Source organism: Carnobacterium funditum DSM 5970, assembly GCF_000744185.1.
Lineage (GTDB): Bacteria > Bacillota > Bacilli > Lactobacillales > Carnobacteriaceae > Carnobacterium_A > Carnobacterium_A funditum.
The window spans coordinates 1,928,940-1,945,442 of the sequence record NZ_JQLL01000001.1; the positions used below are offsets into that span (position 1 = coordinate 1,928,940).

The window sequence follows — 16,503 nt, forward strand, 5'->3', positions numbered from 1 at the left end:
TAATTCAGGGAAAGGATATTGTTTAATATAAAGTCATGTATTTTTCTTGTTCCCATTTAGATACTTGTTCGCAATATTCTGCCCATTCTACTTTTTTAGAAGTGATGAAACTATTATAGATATGTGAACCAAGAGCATCTTTAATAACTTCATCTTTACTTAAATATTTTAAGGCATCGTGTAGAGTTGTTGGCAGATCAATAATGCCTTTTTCATGACGCTCGTCAGTTGTCATACGATAAATATTGCGATCAATTGGTGCTGCAGGGACCATTTCGTTTTTAATTCCATCTAATCCTGATTTTAATAAAACTGCTAATGCAAGATAAGGGTTAGCACTAGGGTCAACACTACGCAATTCAAAGCGAGTAGACATACCACGAGAGCTTGGTACACGAATCAAAGGTGAACGGTTACGTGAACTCCAAGCTACATAAACCGGAGCTTCATAACCAGGAATCAATCTTTTATAAGAGTTGACAGTTGGATTACAAACTGCCGTATAAGCTAAAGCATGATGAATTGTCCCAGCTAAAAATTGGTAGGCAACTTTACTTAATCCTAAATCATCAGATTCGTCACAAAAGGCATTGCCGTTTTCGTTGAATAAAGACATATTAAAGTGCATTCCTGATCCATTCACACCATCTAAAGGTTTAGGCATAAAGGTAGCATGAAGACCATGTTCACGGGCAACCGTCTTAACAATTAATTTAAAGGTTTGAATATTATCACAGGCTTCAAGAGCAGAAGCATACTTCCAATCAATTTCGTGTTGTCCTGGGGCTACCTCATGATGACTAGCTTCAATTTCAAATCCTAAATCTTCCAGGTACAACACTATGTCGCGTCGACAATTTTCTCCTAAGTCTGTTGGAGCAAAATCAAAGTAACTAGCATTATCGTTTAATTCAAGTGTTGGTTTGCCATTTTCATCTAGTTTAAATAAGAAAAACTCAGGTTCTGGTCCTAAATTAAACTCAGTAAATCCAAATTCTTCCATTTCTTTTAAGGTCCGTTTTAAATTAGTACGAGGGTCGCCAGCAAACGGCGTAGCATCGGGGTTGTAAATATCACAAATCAAGCGAGCAACCTTACTATTTTCGTTTTTACTTCCAATTTCCCAGGGAAAGACTAACCAAGTACCTAAATCGGGATATAAGAGCATATCACTCTCTTCGATTCGGACAAAACCATCAATTGATGATCCATCAAACATTATTTCATTATCTAGTGCTTTATTTAATTGACTAATAGGGACTTCAACATTTTTAACTGTTCCGTCTATATCAGTAAACATTAAGCGTAAAAAACGAACCTTATTTTCTTTGGCACTGGTGATTATTTCTTCTTTAGTAAAATTTTTCATAATTACAAAATCCTCCCTTTCATAGTGGAGCTTTACTTTTGTACTCTGTTCATTTATTAATGTATCAAGTCTTAATAATATTGTCAAAATTTTCATAACATGCAGATGTTAGATTTTAGACTATGACTAAGTGAGTTAAAACAAAAATAATCTTAACTAACACAACAAACCTGCTAATAGTTAAAATTTTTTTAGAATGTTATGCAAACTAATTAGTTATTTTTTTGTATACCAGACCTGTTCGAAGAATCTATGTTTTGAATGTGTAAAATACAATAAAGACTAACATCGCTTTTATTTTAAAATCAAAAGAACAAAAATAGAATGCAAAAAATTCTCTGTCCTGTAGCCAATGAGAGGAGCCTCTAGTAAGATTTTTTAGATGCTTTAACTAAATTAGATTAGGGTTCTTTTTTTACACTTTTTAACTTCAAAGAAATAAGTGAGATCGATAGTTATAAAATAACTCCATTAAAAAGATATGAATTAATGGAGATTTAGTAGTAGAAATAATTCGGAAGATTTCATCATTGAACGAAGAGGGGTGGAAAGATACAGTAATACTGAAAGCAATGAAAAAAATTATTGGCTGTTTTTAAAAAGGATGATTTCTTTCTATATAATCGTCATAGACTAGAGCATAGATATGCAAGGGTGATGAGTCAGTTTTCAGTTAACTAAAAACTGATAGAAATGAATTTTTGGAAATAGATTAGATAGAAATGACAGGTGATAATTAAATGAGCAAACTAAAAAAGCTCCTATTTCCATTATTTTTAAAAATAGGAAGTAGGAGTTTTTTACTTATCATTTTAGATAAAGTAAGTACTGAAAATGACTGTTAAAACAGTAGTACTTAATTAGTTTTACAGGTATTAAATAAACGACTTGACATATTACGTTTACGGATGTAAACTATAGATATTGAAGAAGACTACAGTTGTAATCTTAGAGGAGAGAAAAATGAAATGGAAACAACTATTCCAATTAAAATAACAGATGCAGAATGGGAAATTATGCGTGTCGCTTGGGCAAATGAATCGATTACCAGTAGAGAAATCATTACTGTTCTTGAAAATAAAAAGCAATGGAAAGCAGCAACGATCAAAACATTGATCGGTCGTTTGGTTGACAAAGGAGCGTTGCAGACTATAAAAAATAGAAATAAATTTATTTATTCAGCAGCGGTTACTGAAGAGGAAAGCGTGGATACCTATACGGATGATATTCTATCGCGAGTCTGTAATAAGCAATCGGGTCATGTTATCAGGAATATGATAGCCGATGCTACTCTAAGCAAGTCAGATATTATTAGTCTTAAGCGATTATTGGAACAAAAAGAAAATACAGCATTGGATGTGGTTCCTTGTAAATGTGTAACAGGGCAATGCGAATGCAACCTGCATCATCACTAAGGAGGGGGAGATAGATAAAATGGAAAATAAAATTTTTAATATAGAAGGAATGACGTGTGCCTCTTGTGCACAAACCGTTGAAAAGACGGTGCACAAGTTACCAGGTGTAGAAGCAGTAAATGTTAATCTAGCGACGGAAAAAATGACTGTACAGTTTGATGAGTTGAATTTGACAGAAAAAGATATTCAAAAGGCTGTAGCAGATGCTGGTTACACAGCAGTAACCACTACAATCAAAAAAGTATTCACTATAGAGGGAATGACGTGTGCTTCCTGCGCTCAGACTATTGAAAAGGCAATACAAAAGCTTCCAAGTGCAAACCAGTCAACTGTCAATCTAGCGACTGAAAAGATGACAGTGCTATATGATCCAGCTATACTAAATGTATCAGATATAACGAAGGCCGTTGCTGACGCTGGGTACGAAGCTCACGAAGAGGTAGACTCTGCTGAATCAGTTGATTTAGACCGCGCAAAGAAACAACAGCATATTAAAGAAATGTGGCACAGATTTTTAATGTCGTCTATTTTCACTGTACCATTATTGTATATTGCCATGGGGCATATGTTGGGTCTGTCGCTACCAGCAATCATTGATCCAATGCTACATCCGGTAGCTTTTTCGCTAATTCAATTAATAGTAACACTCCCAGTTATGTATTATGGCCGCAGCTTCTTTACGGTTGGATTCAAGACATTAGTTAAAGGACATCCAAATATGGATTCTCTTGTTGCACTTGGCACCAGTGCCGCATTTGTTTATAGCCTTTTTGGAACCTATATGATTTATTTGGGAGATACTAGCTTTACAACAGCTCTTTATTATGAATCTGCAGCGGTCATTTTAACACTGATTACATTAGGGAAATATTTCGAAGCCGTTTCAAAAGGTAAAACGTCAGAAGCTATAAAAAAACTAATGGGCCTAGCACCAAAAACAGCTCGCGTGTTGCGCAGCAACCAAGAAATAGAGATAGCGATTGATGAAGTACAAGTCGGTGATATCGTTGTTGTTCGACCTGGTGAAAAAGTACCGGTTGATGGAATGGTAATGGAAGGGAACACCTCAATTGATGAATCGATGTTGACAGGCGAAAGTATGCCAGTAGAGAAGAAACCAAGCGACAAAGTTATTGGCGCAAGCATTAACAAGAATGGAAGCTTCCAATACAAAGTAACAAGCGTTGGGAAAGATACCGCTTTGTCTCAAATTATTAAATTGGTGGAAGATGCTCAAGGTTCAAAAGCTCCAATTGCAAAATTAGCTGATAAAATTTCGGGTGTTTTTGTTCCAATTGTTATCGTTCTTGCTATTTTAGCTGGTTTAGCCTGGTTCTTCTTAGGGCAAGAGTCATGGATTTTTGCTTTAACCATTACGATTTCTGTCCTTGTGATTGCTTGTCCTTGTGCGTTGGGCTTGGCTACACCAACGGCTATTATGGTGGGAACGGGAAAAGGGGCTGAAAATGGAGTGTTAATTAAGAGTGGTGGGGCTTTAGAAACCACTCATAAAATTGAAACCATCATTTTTGATAAGACAGGAACCATTACAGAAGGTAAGCCTAAAGTAACCGATATCTTGACTAAAAATGGTCTTTCTGAAACGAAGCTCTTAATTTTAGCTGCTTCTGCCGAAAAAGGTTCGGAGCATCCATTGGGTGAGGCCATTGTTAACGGGGCCAAAGAAAGAAACCTAGAATTAAGTAAAACAGAATCATTTAATGCCATTCCAGGACTTGGTATTGAAGTAAATATTGATGGCCAACATTTATTGCTTGGAAACAAGAAATTAATGAATGAAAGACAGGTTTCGTTGGGAGACTTAGCGATATCTTCAGATGAATTGGCTAGTCAAGGCAAAACGCCAATGTATATTGCAAAAGATGGAGAGATTGCTGGTCTTATCGCTGTTGCGGATACCGTTAAAGAAAACAGTTTGAAAGCTATTGAAAAACTACACCGAATGGGTATTGAAGTCGCTATGATTACAGGAGACAATAAGCGGACAGCTGAAGCGATTGCTAAACAAGTTGGTATTGATCGCGTACTGAGTGAAGTATTACCAGAAGATAAAGCAAATGAAGTGAAAAAACTTCAAGCTGAAGGTAAAAAAGTGGCCATGGTCGGGGATGGTATCAATGATGCGCCAGCACTTGCACAAGCGGATATTGGTATTGCTATTGGTTCCGGCACAGATGTCGCGATGGAATCAGCTGATATTGTTCTAATGAGAAGTGATTTGATGGATGTTCCAACAGCTGTGGAATTAAGTAAGGAAACAATTAAAAATATCAGAGAAAACCTATTTTGGGCATTTGCTTACAATATTTTAGGTATTCCAGTAGCAATGGGCCTATTATATGTATTTGGTGGTCCTTTATTAAGCCCAATTATTGCAGCTGCAGCAATGAGTTTTAGTTCAGTATCTGTATTACTAAATGCATTGCGATTGAAAAGATTCAAACCTTCTATTGCTAAATAGAAGGTTCGATGGATAAGGTATTTTTGATACTCAAATAAACTCGCGACCCTTCAGCTAATTTCGTCTTTCATCCGGCCATATCGAGTGGGATGAAAGATGAAGTTAAATGATTGTTATTATTGTTTTACGGAATTTATTAAAAAATTGTAGTTAATGTACTAGAAGTAACAATATCTACTGTGGATTTAAATAGTTTTCTGTTTTCCTGTAGAAAAATTTTAAAAATAAAAAGAAAAGAGGCATATATATGAAAAAAGAACTAGTGATAGAAGGTATGAAATGTGACGGTTGTGCTAACACAGTACGAGAAAAATTTGAAGCAATTGAAGGGGTGCAATCAGTATCCATCGATCTGGCAAATAAAAAAGCGATAATTGAAAGCCAGTCAGCTATCCGGAAAGAGATTTTTGTTTCTGCTTTGTCAGAGACTAAATACGATGTGTTAACTTAATTCATTTTTGAATTAAAGGTATAGAAAATGCTTTAATTCTTCTGAAATTCAAATTAACGGTTTCGATTTTACCGAGGCGCCTTCAGAGAAAAAGTGAATACTATTCCCTAGAAGTAATCCAAAGGAGGAAAAATATATGAGCAGCAATAAGAACAATCATTCGTCTCATAACCATAAAAACCATGAACATACGGATCATAGTAATAAAGATAAGCACAACCCTCACGACCATGAGGGTCATGACAAACACGAACATCATGGGAATTTCAAGGAAATCCTTTTTAAGTCATTGCCACTCGGCATTATCGTTATGCTAATGACTCCAATTCCGGGAGTAATCGAGCGAGGTTTAATTACTTTTCCGTATTCAGATATTGTCGTTGCTCTGGTAGCAACAGTACTCATGATTTATGGCGGTCGACCATTTTTAACAGGTGCTGTTTCGGAATTTAAAAAAAGAGTTCCTGGTATGATGGCGCTTGTCTCGCTTGGTATAGGCGTGGCATATTTATATAGTATCTATGCGGTTATTTTAAGATATACAACAGGCGAATTCGTTATGGACTTCTTCTTTGAATTCGCAACGTTACTTTTAATCATGCTGCTTGGTCATTGGATTGAAATGAAAGCAGTAGGTGAAGCAGGAGATGCACAAAAGGCGCTGGCTGAGTTAGTACCGAAAGATGCGCATGTAGTGCGGGAAGATGATTCAATCGATATACTTCCTGTTTCTGATTTAAAAGTAGGGGACATCGTTCGTGTGCAGGCTGGAGAAAATATTCCGGCAGATGGAATTATAATAAAAGGCGAATCTCGAGTTAATGAAGCCTTACTAACTGGAGAATCCAAACCTATTAAAAAAGGTGTTGGAGATGAAGCTATTGGAGGATCTACGAATGGTGAAAGTGCACTGTATGTAGAAATAAAAGAAACAGGAGATCAGTCATTCATCTCCCAAGTCCAGACACTAATCAGCCAAGCGCAAAGTCAACCTTCTAGAGCAGAGAATATTGCCCAAAGAGTAGCCGGCTGGTTGTTTTATGTCGCTGTTATTGTCGCTGCAATTGCATTCTTTTATTGGATAAACGCAGTAGATGCTCGGACCGCTATTCTTTTCGCCGTAACAACTATGGTGATTGCGTGTCCGCATGCATTAGGGTTAGCAGTTCCGTTAACCGTCGCTCGCAGTACAACCATAGGTGCCAGTCGGGGATTATTAGTGAAAGACCGTGATGCGTTGGAAACAGCAAGAAATGCAGAAGTCATGATTTTAGATAAGACAGGTACGCTGACCACTGGAGAATTTAAAGTATTGAACGTTACAAGTTTAAATGAAAAATATACAGAAGCTGAAGTTGCAGCTCTAATGGCTGGTATCGAAGGTGGCTCAAGCCACCCTATTGCACAATCTATTATTAGATATGCTAAACAACAAAATGCTCAGCCCGTTCTGTTTGATTCAATTGACGTGGTATCCGGTGCTGGTGTAGAAGGTTATGCAAATAATATTAAATACCAGTTAATCAGCCAGAAAGTATTTGGAAAAGATATAGCGGTTGATGCTTCTAAAGGTGCAACACTAAGTGTTTTAGTCGAAGATGGTAAAGCCATAGGAACGGTAGCCTTAGGAGATGAACTAAAAGAAAAAAGTAAGGAATTGATGCAAGTGCTGAAGGATAATAATATTCAACCTATAATGGCTACCGGAGATAATGAAAAGGCCGCTAAAGAAGTAGCTGAGATATTAGGCGTTGAATATAGAGCCAATCAATCTCCACAAGATAAATATGATTTGGTAGAATCACTGAAAAACCAAGGGAAAATAGTGATCATGGTAGGTGACGGCGTTAATGATGCTCCCTCTCTTGCCCTGGCAGACGTCGGTGTAGCGATCGGAGCAGGAACCCAAGTCGCAATAGATTCCGCAGATGTCATTTTAACGCAATCTGATCCCGGAGATATTGAAGCCTTTATTGAATTGGCGAATAAAACAACAAGAAAAATGAAACAAAACCTTATCTGGGGTGCAGGTTATAATATCCTCGCTATCCCAATAGCTGCAGGTTTATTGGCTCCAATTGGCATTACAATAACACCTGCAGTCGCAGCGATACTGATGTCAACGTCAACTGTTATAGTCGCAATTAATGCAATGACGTTGAGATTGAAAAATTAGTAGATTTTAAAGTAAAGTCATAAGAAAAAATTTGCAAGCAATGTGTTCTTGAACAATTTAATTCATTCTGAATATAGGGACACATTGCTTGTTGATGAGTTAAAAATTCTTTATAGTCTACACCAATTTTTATAATTATTTTTTTGAAAAGAACACCGATTCAATTTATTTATTTTAGATACAAATGATCATGTTAACGTACTTTATTTTTTAAATTGATACAGAAGGAGGATGTTATATTTATGACAGTAAAAGTAGCAATTAATGGGTTTGGTCGAGTTGGTCGATTAGCTTACCGTCGAATCAAAGAATTAAATAGTACGGAATTAGAGGTGGTGGCAGTTAATGATTTAGTTGATAATGAAGACTTGGCTTATTTACTAAAATATGATACTGCTCATGGTAGGCTTCCCTATACCGTAGAAGTTAAAGAGAACATACTTTTTGTTGATGACGAAGAGGTTAAAGTATATAAAGAAGCAGATGCTAGCAAACTACCATGGGGCGAGCTAGGTATTGATATTGTACTTGAGTGTACCGGTTTCTATGCGTCTTCAGAAAAATCTAACGTTCATTTAGAGGCAGGAGCTAAAAAAGTGATGATATCTGCTCCCACTAAAGATGATGTCACAAAAATTGGCGTATATGGAGTTAATGAGAAAACCTTGACTAAGGATGACCGTATCGTTTCTGCCGCTTCCTGTACAACGAATGCGCTAGCATTGATGACAAAAGTATTAGTCGATGAATTTGGCATTCAAAGAGGACTAATGACAGGTTCGCGTGCATACACAGCCACACAATCTCTCCAAGATGCTCCTGGTGGCCGCAAGAAACGTGCAGGCGCACAAAATGTTATTCCAACAACAACAGGTGCTGCTAAAGCATTAGGGAAGGTTATACCAGAAGTGGATGGAATAATAACAGGGACTTCAACTCGCGTTCCGGTTATTACAGCAGGTTTTGTCGAACTTTATTCAGTACTCGATCAGAATGTAACGATTGATAAGATAAATAAAGCTATGAAAGCTGCTTCGAATGAGGCATATGGTTATACTCAAGATGAAGTGGTGTCCTCTGATATAGTTGGCGACACTCACGGCTCTACCTTTGATTCAACCTTGACTGAAGTAATGGATGCAAACGGTGGTCAGTTGGTGAAAACAGTTGCTTGGTATGATAATGAGTACGGGTTTGTTTCTAATATGATTCGACTACTGGAATATTTTGCAAAACTAGGTTAATTCAACAAATGAGATCCTAAATTTCACGTTAGGAGTATAGAAATGAGAACATGGATAACTATTGAAGGAATAGAGTGTACGGTCTGTTCAAAAGAAGTTGAGGCAGAACTCTTAGCTGCCCATACAGTAGAAGATGTATTTAATGGTTTACACAAAAATATACTCTTCATCCATATGAAAGAAGGCATTGCTAAGGAAGCATTTTTAAATTCGATGAGCAGGATACCCAAAATACTAAACCAAGTCATAACGCAGTATGAGTGTACCTATCAGTGTTGCGCAAATATAAAGATTGATCTCTCATTGGACTAAAAAGCTTTCTCAGTTTAGAAATTAACTAAAAAATTAAAACGAAAAGAGGGGGAAATTATGAGAAAAGAATTAGTGGTAGAAGGTATGAAGTGTGAAGGTTGCGCTAATACGGTTCAAGAAAGATTTGAAGCAATAGAAGGTGTAGAATCAGTAGAAATAAACTTAGAAAGTAAAAAAGTTAGTGTAGAAAGCAAAATAGAAATTGATAAAGAAACATTCAAATCTGCTTTGTCAGAAACAAAATATTCTGTAGTCGGATAAGAAAAAAATTGACGCTACTATTTTCTGAAAAAAATACTTTTATCTTTTTAAATCTAACGTAATTTGAACAAGAAAGGGATATGTGAGATTTTCCATAGACTTAGTTGTTGTGACTTTAGTGCTAGTGGACATTCTTTCATATCTCTATTTTTTGTATAAAAATAGGTGTGAGTGATTTTATATCACCAACACCTAGAGTATCTAATTTTTTCGAAATACGTTGAGTACCTTAAAATAGTACATAAGGATCAAGACAGTGGTATGAGGGTAAGGTAGCCGTACTTAGTTATGAAAGTTTACCTACAGTAAAGTTTGTAATAGTAAAGAAAAAATATTAAGGTAAACAACCTTTTGTATTCTTATTTTTGTTGTAATCCAGCTCTCTTTGAAATCAAATACCCGATTATAAAGAATACCTCGAATAATCCAAATGCTAATATAAAACTATGCATAAAAAAAACTTCGGGTAAGGCTAGTATAATTGGATCGGTGCTAGCATTGAACAACCAAGCATCATTGTTAAAAGATACTTTGTGGAACAAGACAAATAGTGTATCAAAATTAACAAATAAAGTGATAATCAGTAGCGGTGTTATCAATGATCCCCATCGAAAGAAACGACTAATTTTCCAAATGATGCTTCTTTTTTTCAGGTAGCTTAGAAATAAAAATGATCCTATCCCAGAGAACAATAAAATAATATAATCAAGTAGAAATAACTTTTTCACTTCGGAAAAATGAAAAAGGCCTTTTTTGGAACTTGGAAAGTTAGGCATTTCAAGTTCTGTTATCCAAGGAATAGTTAAGTAATTTAATAGGATACTGTAATTCTTTAATAGGATCTCTTTTGTCATTTCAATTCTATTGGCTATATTCAAATACTCAATATCAAATACGTATAGCGGCATAAAACTTATAGTAATGGCAATTGACACCGAAAGAACGAAAAAGAATAGACAAATGAATCCCAACAAGTATATGGCTTTTGATTTCATGATTGTTATCCCTCGTATCCGCTATCTATTTAGTTTAGATTTTATTGTATGCAGTTCTTCTCTTAATTCTTTGTTCTCTGTTTTTAATAGTTCTAAATCCTCTGAAGAGTTCTCATCATGAACCTGTTTTTTTCCGTGACCTCCGTGCATACCAGGCATCATAAACATCATTAATCCGTGTCCAACAAACATAATGATAAAAAATAAAATAAGTTCCATTAAAATCATCCTCTCTTTTCTCTGTACCTAAGTTAATTTAGTGTTAAAGTAGTCTACTAATTCATTATCTGATGTAACTGGATAATGAAATACCGTTGGATAGTTTTCGTGTCCCATACCCATTAAAACAATGAAATCTCCAGCTTGTGCATCTTTTAATGCTTTTTCAAACGCCATTGTCCGATCCATATCAATAACAATTGGCTCATTAGAAAATAAAGAGTCAACAATATCTGTTGTTTCTTTTTTTAGTTGATTCATAAGAACCCCATGCAATTCGTCTGTGGTGAGATAAACCTTTTTACTTCACAAGAGTGCCTTTTCTAAAATGAATGGACGTTTTGTTTTATCCCGTTTTCCTGTGAAGCCGAATATGCTAGATATATTGCCATTCGTTGTTAGTCTAGCAAGCGTTCGTAAACAGCTGTCTACTGACTCAGAAGTATGTGCATAATCGATAACGACTCCAATATTGTTAGGTAGTATATAGTGTTCAAATCTATCATGGACACCTTTAGAGTCTTTTAAATAGGTATTAACAGAATTAATCGGTACGCCCAATTGTTGAACAGTTGCAATAGCCATTAAAAGATTTTTAACGTTGTGGTTTCCTGGTAATGGAGAAATGATGTTAATGAATGTGTCATTTTCTTTTATCATAAAACCTTGTCCAGAGGAACTATCCGAGTAAACTCTAAAGGTACTTTTTATGTTACAACCAATTCTAATACTTTTTTTATTCTCTTGGGCTAAATTTTTTAATGATTTCCCCCCAAGAGGTGTCTCCTTGAACAATACTTATTCTTTCAGATCTCGATTTGGTAAATAGAAGAGACTTAGCTTGGAAATAATTGTCCATAGTTCCATGGTAATCGAGATGATCTTTTTGTAAATTAGTAAATAATGTAAAATCAAATGGAATATTATGCATCCTTTTTCGGACTAATCCATGGGATGAAACCTCCATTAAACTGACTAAATAAATTATAAAGTTTGCTCACACTGGGCGTTGTATTGAAAGAAGCTGGAAATATACCATTAATTTCATATCCTATCGTTCCGATTATGCCAACTTTATACCCGTGTGTTTCTAAAAAATGTTTTATAAAATAAGTAATAGTTGTTTTTCCGTTTGTACCGGTAACGCCTATTATTTTTTGTTCTTAAATGGGTCTTGACAGAATGCATATAACAACTCTCCCAAAGCTTCTCTGCTATTATCTACTTGAATATAGGGAACGGATAGATTCTTTAGGTCATGTTCTCCAACAATTAAGCTGGCTCCTTTATTGATACTATTCTGTATAAATTCGTGTCCATCTTGATCATTTCCTGAAATGACAACAAAAACACTACCTGGGAGAACGTAGTTAGAATTTTCGATAATTCCTGTAATTTCAATATTTAATTTATACGTATGCAAGCTGATATTCAGGTATTGGATAAGATCTATTAACTTCATTTCAACATCCTCTCATGATTTGGCTGGTTTCTTCAATCTTTTAACTTGAAACTGTTATTTTGTTCTATGTTACAGTTAATATTTATGAGGAGTACCTGGGATACAAATTTGTAAGTGGAGAATACTTTTCGCACCAAAGATGTGGCGGTTTGCTATGATAAAATAGACCTACCAAGCGGGTAAAAACTCCTATAATGTAATTGACTTGGTTTTTTGAATGTTAAGCTATTTTTTCTTAACAATTACAAGATAACAGATTATTATGTAGAAATTATGTAGAGATAATATTTAGACTAACTACATAAAATCCACACAATTGAGATGTATAGTAATAAAGGAGCAAGTCAGTTAGTAACATTTTTACCAAGATAAACTATTCTATGACCATAATAAGGAGGACCACATGCAAAAAAAATATTAACTGGTGTGTTTGTTGCTGCTTTAATGGTAAATTCAATTTATCTACATACTACAGTAAAAGAAGAAACGACAGAAGAATTAGAACAGAAAAAACAAGATTTCGAATCGCAGTCAACTAGTATAAACGGTAGTATTCAAGAAAAGGAAGATAACCTAAACCGTTTAAAGGAGAAAAAGAAACACTTACGAGTGAAATAAAACAATTACAGGTAGAAATTGATGAATTTGTTCTACAATTACAAAAAGAAGAAGGGAAATTTGAGAATTCAAAAATTAAGATTGAAAAAATACAAAAAGAAATTAATTAGTTGAAAGAATTAATTTTACAACGTGAAAAAAAGTTGAAAACTCAAGCCCGCGCAATACAGACAGATGGTAACGTCGCCGATCTAGTAGATGTTGTATTTTCTTCTGAAATCCAACTGATTTGATTGGTCGTATGGACATTGTCAAACAATTGATAACGGCTAATAAAGAAATTGTTAGTGTTCAAGAAAATAATGAAAAGCTTCTGGAAAAAAATGAAAAAATAGCAGAAGAAGAGAAATTGATAATTCTAAAACTAAAAGGTACTATTGAAATAAATAAAAGTAATCTTGTAGCTCAAAAATCAGAACTAGATGATAAAATCATCAAAGTCGCTGCTGCTTACAACATGACAGCGAGTGAAAAAGAGTCATTTGTGAAAGAGCAACAAGCAATAGCTACTCAAACTAGTATATTATCAGATGAATTAGAAGGAAAACGTCAGAAAATTATTGAAGAAGAAGAGGAAAGCGTGGTCGCGAGTAAGCAAGAAGTTCTCGTTGCTCCTAAAAGTCCTTCACCTACTGGAAAGCCAGTTGGAGTGAATAATTCTGGATTTATGCGACCAAGCAATGATTATACGACCTCACCATTTGGTTATCGGATTCACCCAATCACTGGAGAACGTAAGTTGCATGGAGGAATTGACTTTGCTGGAAGTGGGACTGTGTTGGTAGCTGGCTATCATAGTTCATGGGGATACTACGTAAAAATAGACCATGAGAATGGGTTGCAAACTCTTTTATGCCCATATGAAGGCTGGTAGTTTGTTAGTTTCTCCCGGGCAAATAGTATCAAAAGGTCAGCAGATAGGAACAATGGGGACAACAGGTGACTCCACAGGTGCTCACTTACATTTTGAAATTTATAAAAATAACACGCAAGTAGATCCTGCGCCTTACTTAGGCATATAGGAATAGGATTCGAGTATTTCTCAACTATTATATAGGTGAACAATTGTAAGTGAATTTACCTAGATAGTTGATCAATAGAAAATAGCGATTAGAAGGAGATTAAAAGATGAATATACTACTTGGTGAAATTAATCCTATAGCTATCTCAGTTGGACCGATTCAAATCTACTGGTATGGTATTATTATTGCCATAGCGATGCTTGTGGCCATCTCTTTGGCTATAGGAGAAGGAAAAAAGAGAGGGCTCTCAGAGGATGCGATTATTGATATATCTTTATGGGCTATTCCAATTGGTTTTGTAGGTGCTCGTTTTTATTATGTTTTATTCGAATTAGATTATTATCTGCAAAATCCAAACGAAATCTTAGCTATCTGGAATGGCGGAATTGCAATTTATGGTGGTTTAATTGCAGGTGGACTTACTATGTACATCTATACAAAGAAAAATGGGATTTCTTTAGCTCTTCTATTAGATGTTTTAGCACCTAATGTACTATTGGCTCAATCTATTGGCCGTTGGGGAAACTTTATGAACCAAGAGGCACACGGGGGGCCTGTAAGCCGTCAATTTTTAGAAAATCTCTATTTACCTGAAATCATCATCAAACAAATGGAGATCAATGGTATTTACTACCATCCTACATTCTTGTATGAGTCTTTATGGAGCTTATTGGGCTTTTTCCTGCTCATCGTTCTACGAAATCGAAAAAAATTGTTGCGCCAAGGAGAAGTAGCTTTAAGTTACATACTCTGGTATTCAATGGGAAGATTTTTTATTGAAGGAATGAGAACCGATAGCTTATGGATTGGAGAATTTATCCGAGTGTCGCAGATACTATCACTTGTTTTATTTGTTGGAGCTATCGTTACATGGTATGTTCGCAGACAAGATTATCCTCCAAAACCTTATTATCTAGAAGGAGAAGCTAATTAATGGTTAGTAAAAATATTGAATCAGATGAAATAATTTAAAAGGAAAGGGGGATAGTCAAGTATGAGTGGTAATTTTTTAATAGATGAGGAATAGAAACTATGATGTTTATAGGGATTTTTCAGATAGTATTTCTGATTTGAAAATTCTTCATAAAGAATATACAAAAGGAAACATTTCTTAGAAAGAATATTCAGAAAGAAAAAAATCTGTAATAAGGTGACTATAAATGAAGAATATTTAGATAAAGTCCATATAATTGTGTAAAAGGAAAAGGGCACATGAAAGCCTCTTTACGGTACACTGTTTTTAACCACAAAAACATACCAAGGAGGCAATCATATGACCCAAGTACATTTTACATTGGAAACGGAAGAAATACAAAGCTTAATTGAACATTCGGTAAAAGACGACACCGCCAAAAGTATTCTCAAGATGGTTTTTCATCAAGTTATGGAACAAGAACGGACAGATTATCTTCAAGTAGACGACTACGAGCGCTCAGGAAACCGTGTTAGCCAACGGAATGGCTATTATGAAAGAGAGTTAACAACACGTGTTGGAACATTAGATTTAAAGGTCCCACGGACCCGTGACGGAAAATTTTCTCCGGATATATTTGAGCGATATCAACGAAACGAGAAAGCCCTGCTGGCTTCAATGGTAGAGATGTACGTTTCTGGCGTCTCTACGCGCAAGGTCTCTCAAATCGTAGAGGAACTATGCGGAAAGACTGTATCCAAATCATTTGTTTCCAGTCTAACTAAACAGCTTGATCCACTCGTATCTGAATGGCAAAATCGGATTCTCTCGGATACGAAGTATCCATTCTTAATGATTGACGTCCTGTATATCAAGGTGCGAGAAGATCATCGTGTTCTTTCTAAAAGTTGCCATATCGCTTTGGGAATCACTGAAGAAGGCGAGCGTGAGATTATTGGCTTCATGATTCAAAATGGAGAGAGCGTAGAAACATGGACTACATTCTTTGAGTACTTGAAACAACGTGGATTGAGCGGAACACAGCTCGTCATTTCAGACGCTCACCCAGGTCTAGTTACGGCTATTCGTCAATCCTTTGCCGGGCTTTCTTGGCAAAGATGTCAGGTTCATTTCATGAGAAATATCTTAGAAACCATTCCTGAAAAAGAATCTAAGCCCTTTAGAGATTCTTTAAAAGCCGTCTTCAGATTCACCAATATCGATTTAGCTAGAGCAGCGAAAGATCAATTACTACAGGCCTATGAGGGCAAGAAAAAATATCAAAAAGCCTGCGAGAAATTAGATAGAGGTTTTGAAGATGCCTTCCAGTACGCAGTAATGGAGCAGGTCCATTCTCGATTAAAAAGTACCAACTTAATTGAACGACTCAACCAAGAAGTTCGTCGTCGTGAGAAAACCATCCGTATTTTCCCGAATGTTGCTTCGGCTAACCGATTGGTTGGCGCGGTTCTAATGGATAAGCATGAAGAGTGGATTAGTTCATCCCGCAAATATATCCAGTTCTAACACAGCTGCAACCTACAAATGAAACAATCCGTTACAA

Annotated in this window: 19 protein-coding genes and 1 pseudogene; 13 read left to right on the forward strand and 7 right to left on the reverse strand. The window is 35.7% G+C overall.

Going from position 1 to position 16,503, the window contains the following annotated elements; genetic code table 11:
• Positions 1-22: 22 nt before the first annotated feature.
• Positions 23-1,369, reverse strand: a complete 1,347-nt coding sequence (gene glnA / locus BR44_RS09000) for a type I glutamate--ammonia ligase (protein WP_034552001.1) — start codon at positions 1,367-1,369, stop codon at positions 23-25.
• Between the two features lie 968 nt (positions 1,370-2,337).
• On the opposite strand from glnA, the gene BR44_RS09005 reads away from it, so the two are divergent.
• The 7 genes from BR44_RS09005 (at position 2,338) to BR44_RS09035 (ending at position 9,710) form a co-directional block, all read left to right on the forward strand.
• Positions 2,338-2,784: a CopY/TcrY family copper transport repressor gene (locus BR44_RS09005; RefSeq protein WP_034552003.1), complete on the forward strand. Its 447-nt coding sequence runs from the start codon at positions 2,338-2,340 to the stop codon at positions 2,782-2,784.
• A 19-nt stretch (positions 2,785-2,803) separates the two neighbouring features.
• Complete coding sequence (locus tag BR44_RS09010; RefSeq protein WP_034552007.1) at positions 2,804-5,266, forward strand: heavy metal translocating P-type ATPase; 2,463 nt, start codon at positions 2,804-2,806, stop codon at positions 5,264-5,266.
• A 247-nt stretch (positions 5,267-5,513) separates the two neighbouring features.
• Positions 5,514-5,717, forward strand: coding sequence for a heavy-metal-associated domain-containing protein (locus tag BR44_RS09015; protein ID WP_034552010.1), 204 nt, complete (start codon positions 5,514-5,516; stop codon positions 5,715-5,717).
• Positions 5,718-5,853: 136 nt separating this feature from the next.
• Positions 5,854-7,893 carry a copper-translocating P-type ATPase gene (locus BR44_RS09020; RefSeq protein WP_034552012.1) on the forward strand — a complete coding sequence of 680 codons (2,040 nt, stop codon included), beginning with the start codon at positions 5,854-5,856 and terminating at the stop codon, positions 7,891-7,893.
• A 242-nt stretch (positions 7,894-8,135) separates the two neighbouring features.
• Complete coding sequence (gap, locus tag BR44_RS09025; protein WP_034552014.1) at positions 8,136-9,137, forward strand: type I glyceraldehyde-3-phosphate dehydrogenase; 1,002 nt, start codon at positions 8,136-8,138, stop codon at positions 9,135-9,137.
• Between the two features lie 42 nt (positions 9,138-9,179).
• Positions 9,180-9,449: a hypothetical protein gene (locus BR44_RS09030; protein WP_034552016.1), complete on the forward strand. Its 270-nt coding sequence runs from the start codon at positions 9,180-9,182 to the stop codon at positions 9,447-9,449.
• Positions 9,450-9,506: 57 nt separating this feature from the next.
• Positions 9,507-9,710 carry a heavy-metal-associated domain-containing protein gene (locus BR44_RS09035; RefSeq protein WP_034552018.1) on the forward strand — a complete coding sequence of 68 codons (204 nt, stop codon included), beginning with the start codon at positions 9,507-9,509 and terminating at the stop codon, positions 9,708-9,710.
• 359 nt (positions 9,711-10,069) lie between these two features.
• Here BR44_RS09035 and BR44_RS09040 read toward each other — a convergent pair whose 3' ends face one another.
• The 6 genes and pseudogenes from BR44_RS09040 to BR44_RS09065 all read right to left on the reverse strand — a co-directional run bounded on the left by BR44_RS09040 (position 10,070) and on the right by BR44_RS09065 (position 12,386).
• A complete protein-coding gene (locus BR44_RS09040; RefSeq protein ID WP_084676130.1) occupies positions 10,070-10,705 on the reverse strand; it encodes a TIGR01906 family membrane protein in 636 nt (211 codons plus the stop codon).
• Positions 10,706-10,726: 21 nt separating this feature from the next.
• The gene (locus tag BR44_RS09045) at positions 10,727-10,924 is read right to left on the reverse strand and encodes a hypothetical protein (RefSeq protein WP_034552020.1); all 198 of its coding nucleotides are present in this window, start codon (positions 10,922-10,924) and stop codon (positions 10,727-10,729) included.
• Positions 10,925-10,951: 27 nt separating this feature from the next.
• Positions 10,952-11,185 (reverse strand): hypothetical protein, encoded by a 234-nt coding sequence (locus tag BR44_RS09050; RefSeq protein ID WP_034552023.1) that lies wholly within the window; start codon positions 11,183-11,185, stop codon positions 10,952-10,954.
• A 45-nt stretch (positions 11,186-11,230) separates the two neighbouring features.
• A complete protein-coding gene (locus BR44_RS12205; RefSeq protein ID WP_425393582.1) occupies positions 11,231-11,509 on the reverse strand; it encodes a glutamate ligase domain-containing protein in 279 nt (92 codons plus the stop codon).
• 45 nt (positions 11,510-11,554) lie between these two features.
• Positions 11,555-12,078, reverse strand: a pseudogene (locus tag BR44_RS12210) (Mur ligase family protein); the annotation flags it as partial.
• Positions 12,075-12,386 carry a Mur ligase domain-containing protein gene (locus BR44_RS09065; protein WP_034552030.1) on the reverse strand — a complete coding sequence of 104 codons (312 nt, stop codon included), beginning with the start codon at positions 12,384-12,386 and terminating at the stop codon, positions 12,075-12,077. The gene BR44_RS09065 and the pseudogene BR44_RS12210, both read right to left, overlap by 4 nt.
• A gap of 444 nt (positions 12,387-12,830) precedes the next feature.
• On the opposite strand from BR44_RS09065, the gene BR44_RS11940 reads away from it, so the two are divergent.
• From BR44_RS11940 to BR44_RS09080, 6 genes are all read left to right on the forward strand, one after another.
• The gene (locus BR44_RS11940; protein WP_245592951.1) at positions 12,831-13,004 is read left to right on the forward strand and encodes a hypothetical protein; all 174 of its coding nucleotides are present in this window, start codon (positions 12,831-12,833) and stop codon (positions 13,002-13,004) included.
• A gap of 143 nt (positions 13,005-13,147) precedes the next feature.
• Complete coding sequence (locus BR44_RS12215; RefSeq protein WP_425393560.1) at positions 13,148-13,237, forward strand: hypothetical protein; 90 nt, start codon at positions 13,148-13,150, stop codon at positions 13,235-13,237.
• Between the two features lie 8 nt (positions 13,238-13,245).
• Positions 13,246-13,878 carry a M23 family metallopeptidase gene (locus BR44_RS11945; RefSeq protein WP_245592952.1) on the forward strand — a complete coding sequence of 211 codons (633 nt, stop codon included), beginning with the start codon at positions 13,246-13,248 and terminating at the stop codon, positions 13,876-13,878.
• The gene (locus tag BR44_RS11950) at positions 13,865-14,026 is read left to right on the forward strand and encodes a M23 family metallopeptidase (protein WP_245592953.1); all 162 of its coding nucleotides are present in this window, start codon (positions 13,865-13,867) and stop codon (positions 14,024-14,026) included. Before BR44_RS11945 ends, BR44_RS11950 begins: the two co-directional genes overlap by 14 nt.
• A gap of 106 nt (positions 14,027-14,132) precedes the next feature.
• Complete coding sequence (lgt, locus tag BR44_RS09075; protein ID WP_034552033.1) at positions 14,133-14,960, forward strand: prolipoprotein diacylglyceryl transferase; 828 nt, start codon at positions 14,133-14,135, stop codon at positions 14,958-14,960.
• Positions 14,961-15,299: 339 nt separating this feature from the next.
• The gene (locus BR44_RS09080; RefSeq protein ID WP_034552035.1) at positions 15,300-16,466 is read left to right on the forward strand and encodes an IS256 family transposase; all 1,167 of its coding nucleotides are present in this window, start codon (positions 15,300-15,302) and stop codon (positions 16,464-16,466) included.
• Positions 16,467-16,503: the final 37 nt, after the last annotated feature.

Bases quoted from the DNA above. Each gene is read 5' to 3' on its own strand.
- glnA (WP_034552001.1), bottom strand. From the start codon at position 1,369: ATGAAAAATTTTACTAAAGAAGAAATAATCACCAGTGCCAAAGAAAAT.
- BR44_RS09005 (WP_034552003.1), top strand. From the start codon at position 2,338: ATGGAAACAACTATTCCAATTAAAATAACAGATGCAGAATGGGAAATT.
- BR44_RS09010 (WP_034552007.1), top strand. From the start codon at position 2,804: ATGGAAAATAAAATTTTTAATATAGAAGGAATGACGTGTGCCTCTTGT.
- BR44_RS09015 (WP_034552010.1), top strand. From the start codon at position 5,514: ATGAAAAAAGAACTAGTGATAGAAGGTATGAAATGTGACGGTTGTGCT.
- BR44_RS09020 (WP_034552012.1), top strand. From the start codon at position 5,854: ATGAGCAGCAATAAGAACAATCATTCGTCTCATAACCATAAAAACCAT.
- gap (WP_034552014.1), top strand. From the start codon at position 8,136: ATGACAGTAAAAGTAGCAATTAATGGGTTTGGTCGAGTTGGTCGATTA.
- BR44_RS09030 (WP_034552016.1), top strand. From the start codon at position 9,180: ATGAGAACATGGATAACTATTGAAGGAATAGAGTGTACGGTCTGTTCA.
- BR44_RS09035 (WP_034552018.1), top strand. From the start codon at position 9,507: ATGAGAAAAGAATTAGTGGTAGAAGGTATGAAGTGTGAAGGTTGCGCT.
- BR44_RS09040 (WP_084676130.1), bottom strand. From the start codon at position 10,705: ATGAAATCAAAAGCCATATACTTGTTGGGATTCATTTGTCTATTCTTT.
- BR44_RS09045 (WP_034552020.1), bottom strand. From the start codon at position 10,924: ATGGAACTTATTTTATTTTTTATCATTATGTTTGTTGGACACGGATTA.
- BR44_RS09050 (WP_034552023.1), bottom strand. From the start codon at position 11,185: ATGAATCAACTAAAAAAAGAAACAACAGATATTGTTGACTCTTTATTT.
- BR44_RS12205 (WP_425393582.1), bottom strand. From the start codon at position 11,509: ATGGCTATTGCAACTGTTCAACAATTGGGCGTACCGATTAATTCTGTT.
- BR44_RS09065 (WP_034552030.1), bottom strand. From the start codon at position 12,386: ATGAAGTTAATAGATCTTATCCAATACCTGAATATCAGCTTGCATACG.
- BR44_RS11940 (WP_245592951.1), top strand. From the start codon at position 12,831: ATGGTAAATTCAATTTATCTACATACTACAGTAAAAGAAGAAACGACA.
- BR44_RS11945 (WP_245592952.1), top strand. From the start codon at position 13,246: ATGGACATTGTCAAACAATTGATAACGGCTAATAAAGAAATTGTTAGT.
- BR44_RS11950 (WP_245592953.1), top strand. From the start codon at position 13,865: ATGAAGGCTGGTAGTTTGTTAGTTTCTCCCGGGCAAATAGTATCAAAA.
- lgt (WP_034552033.1), top strand. From the start codon at position 14,133: ATGAATATACTACTTGGTGAAATTAATCCTATAGCTATCTCAGTTGGA.
- BR44_RS09080 (WP_034552035.1), top strand. From the start codon at position 15,300: ATGACCCAAGTACATTTTACATTGGAAACGGAAGAAATACAAAGCTTA.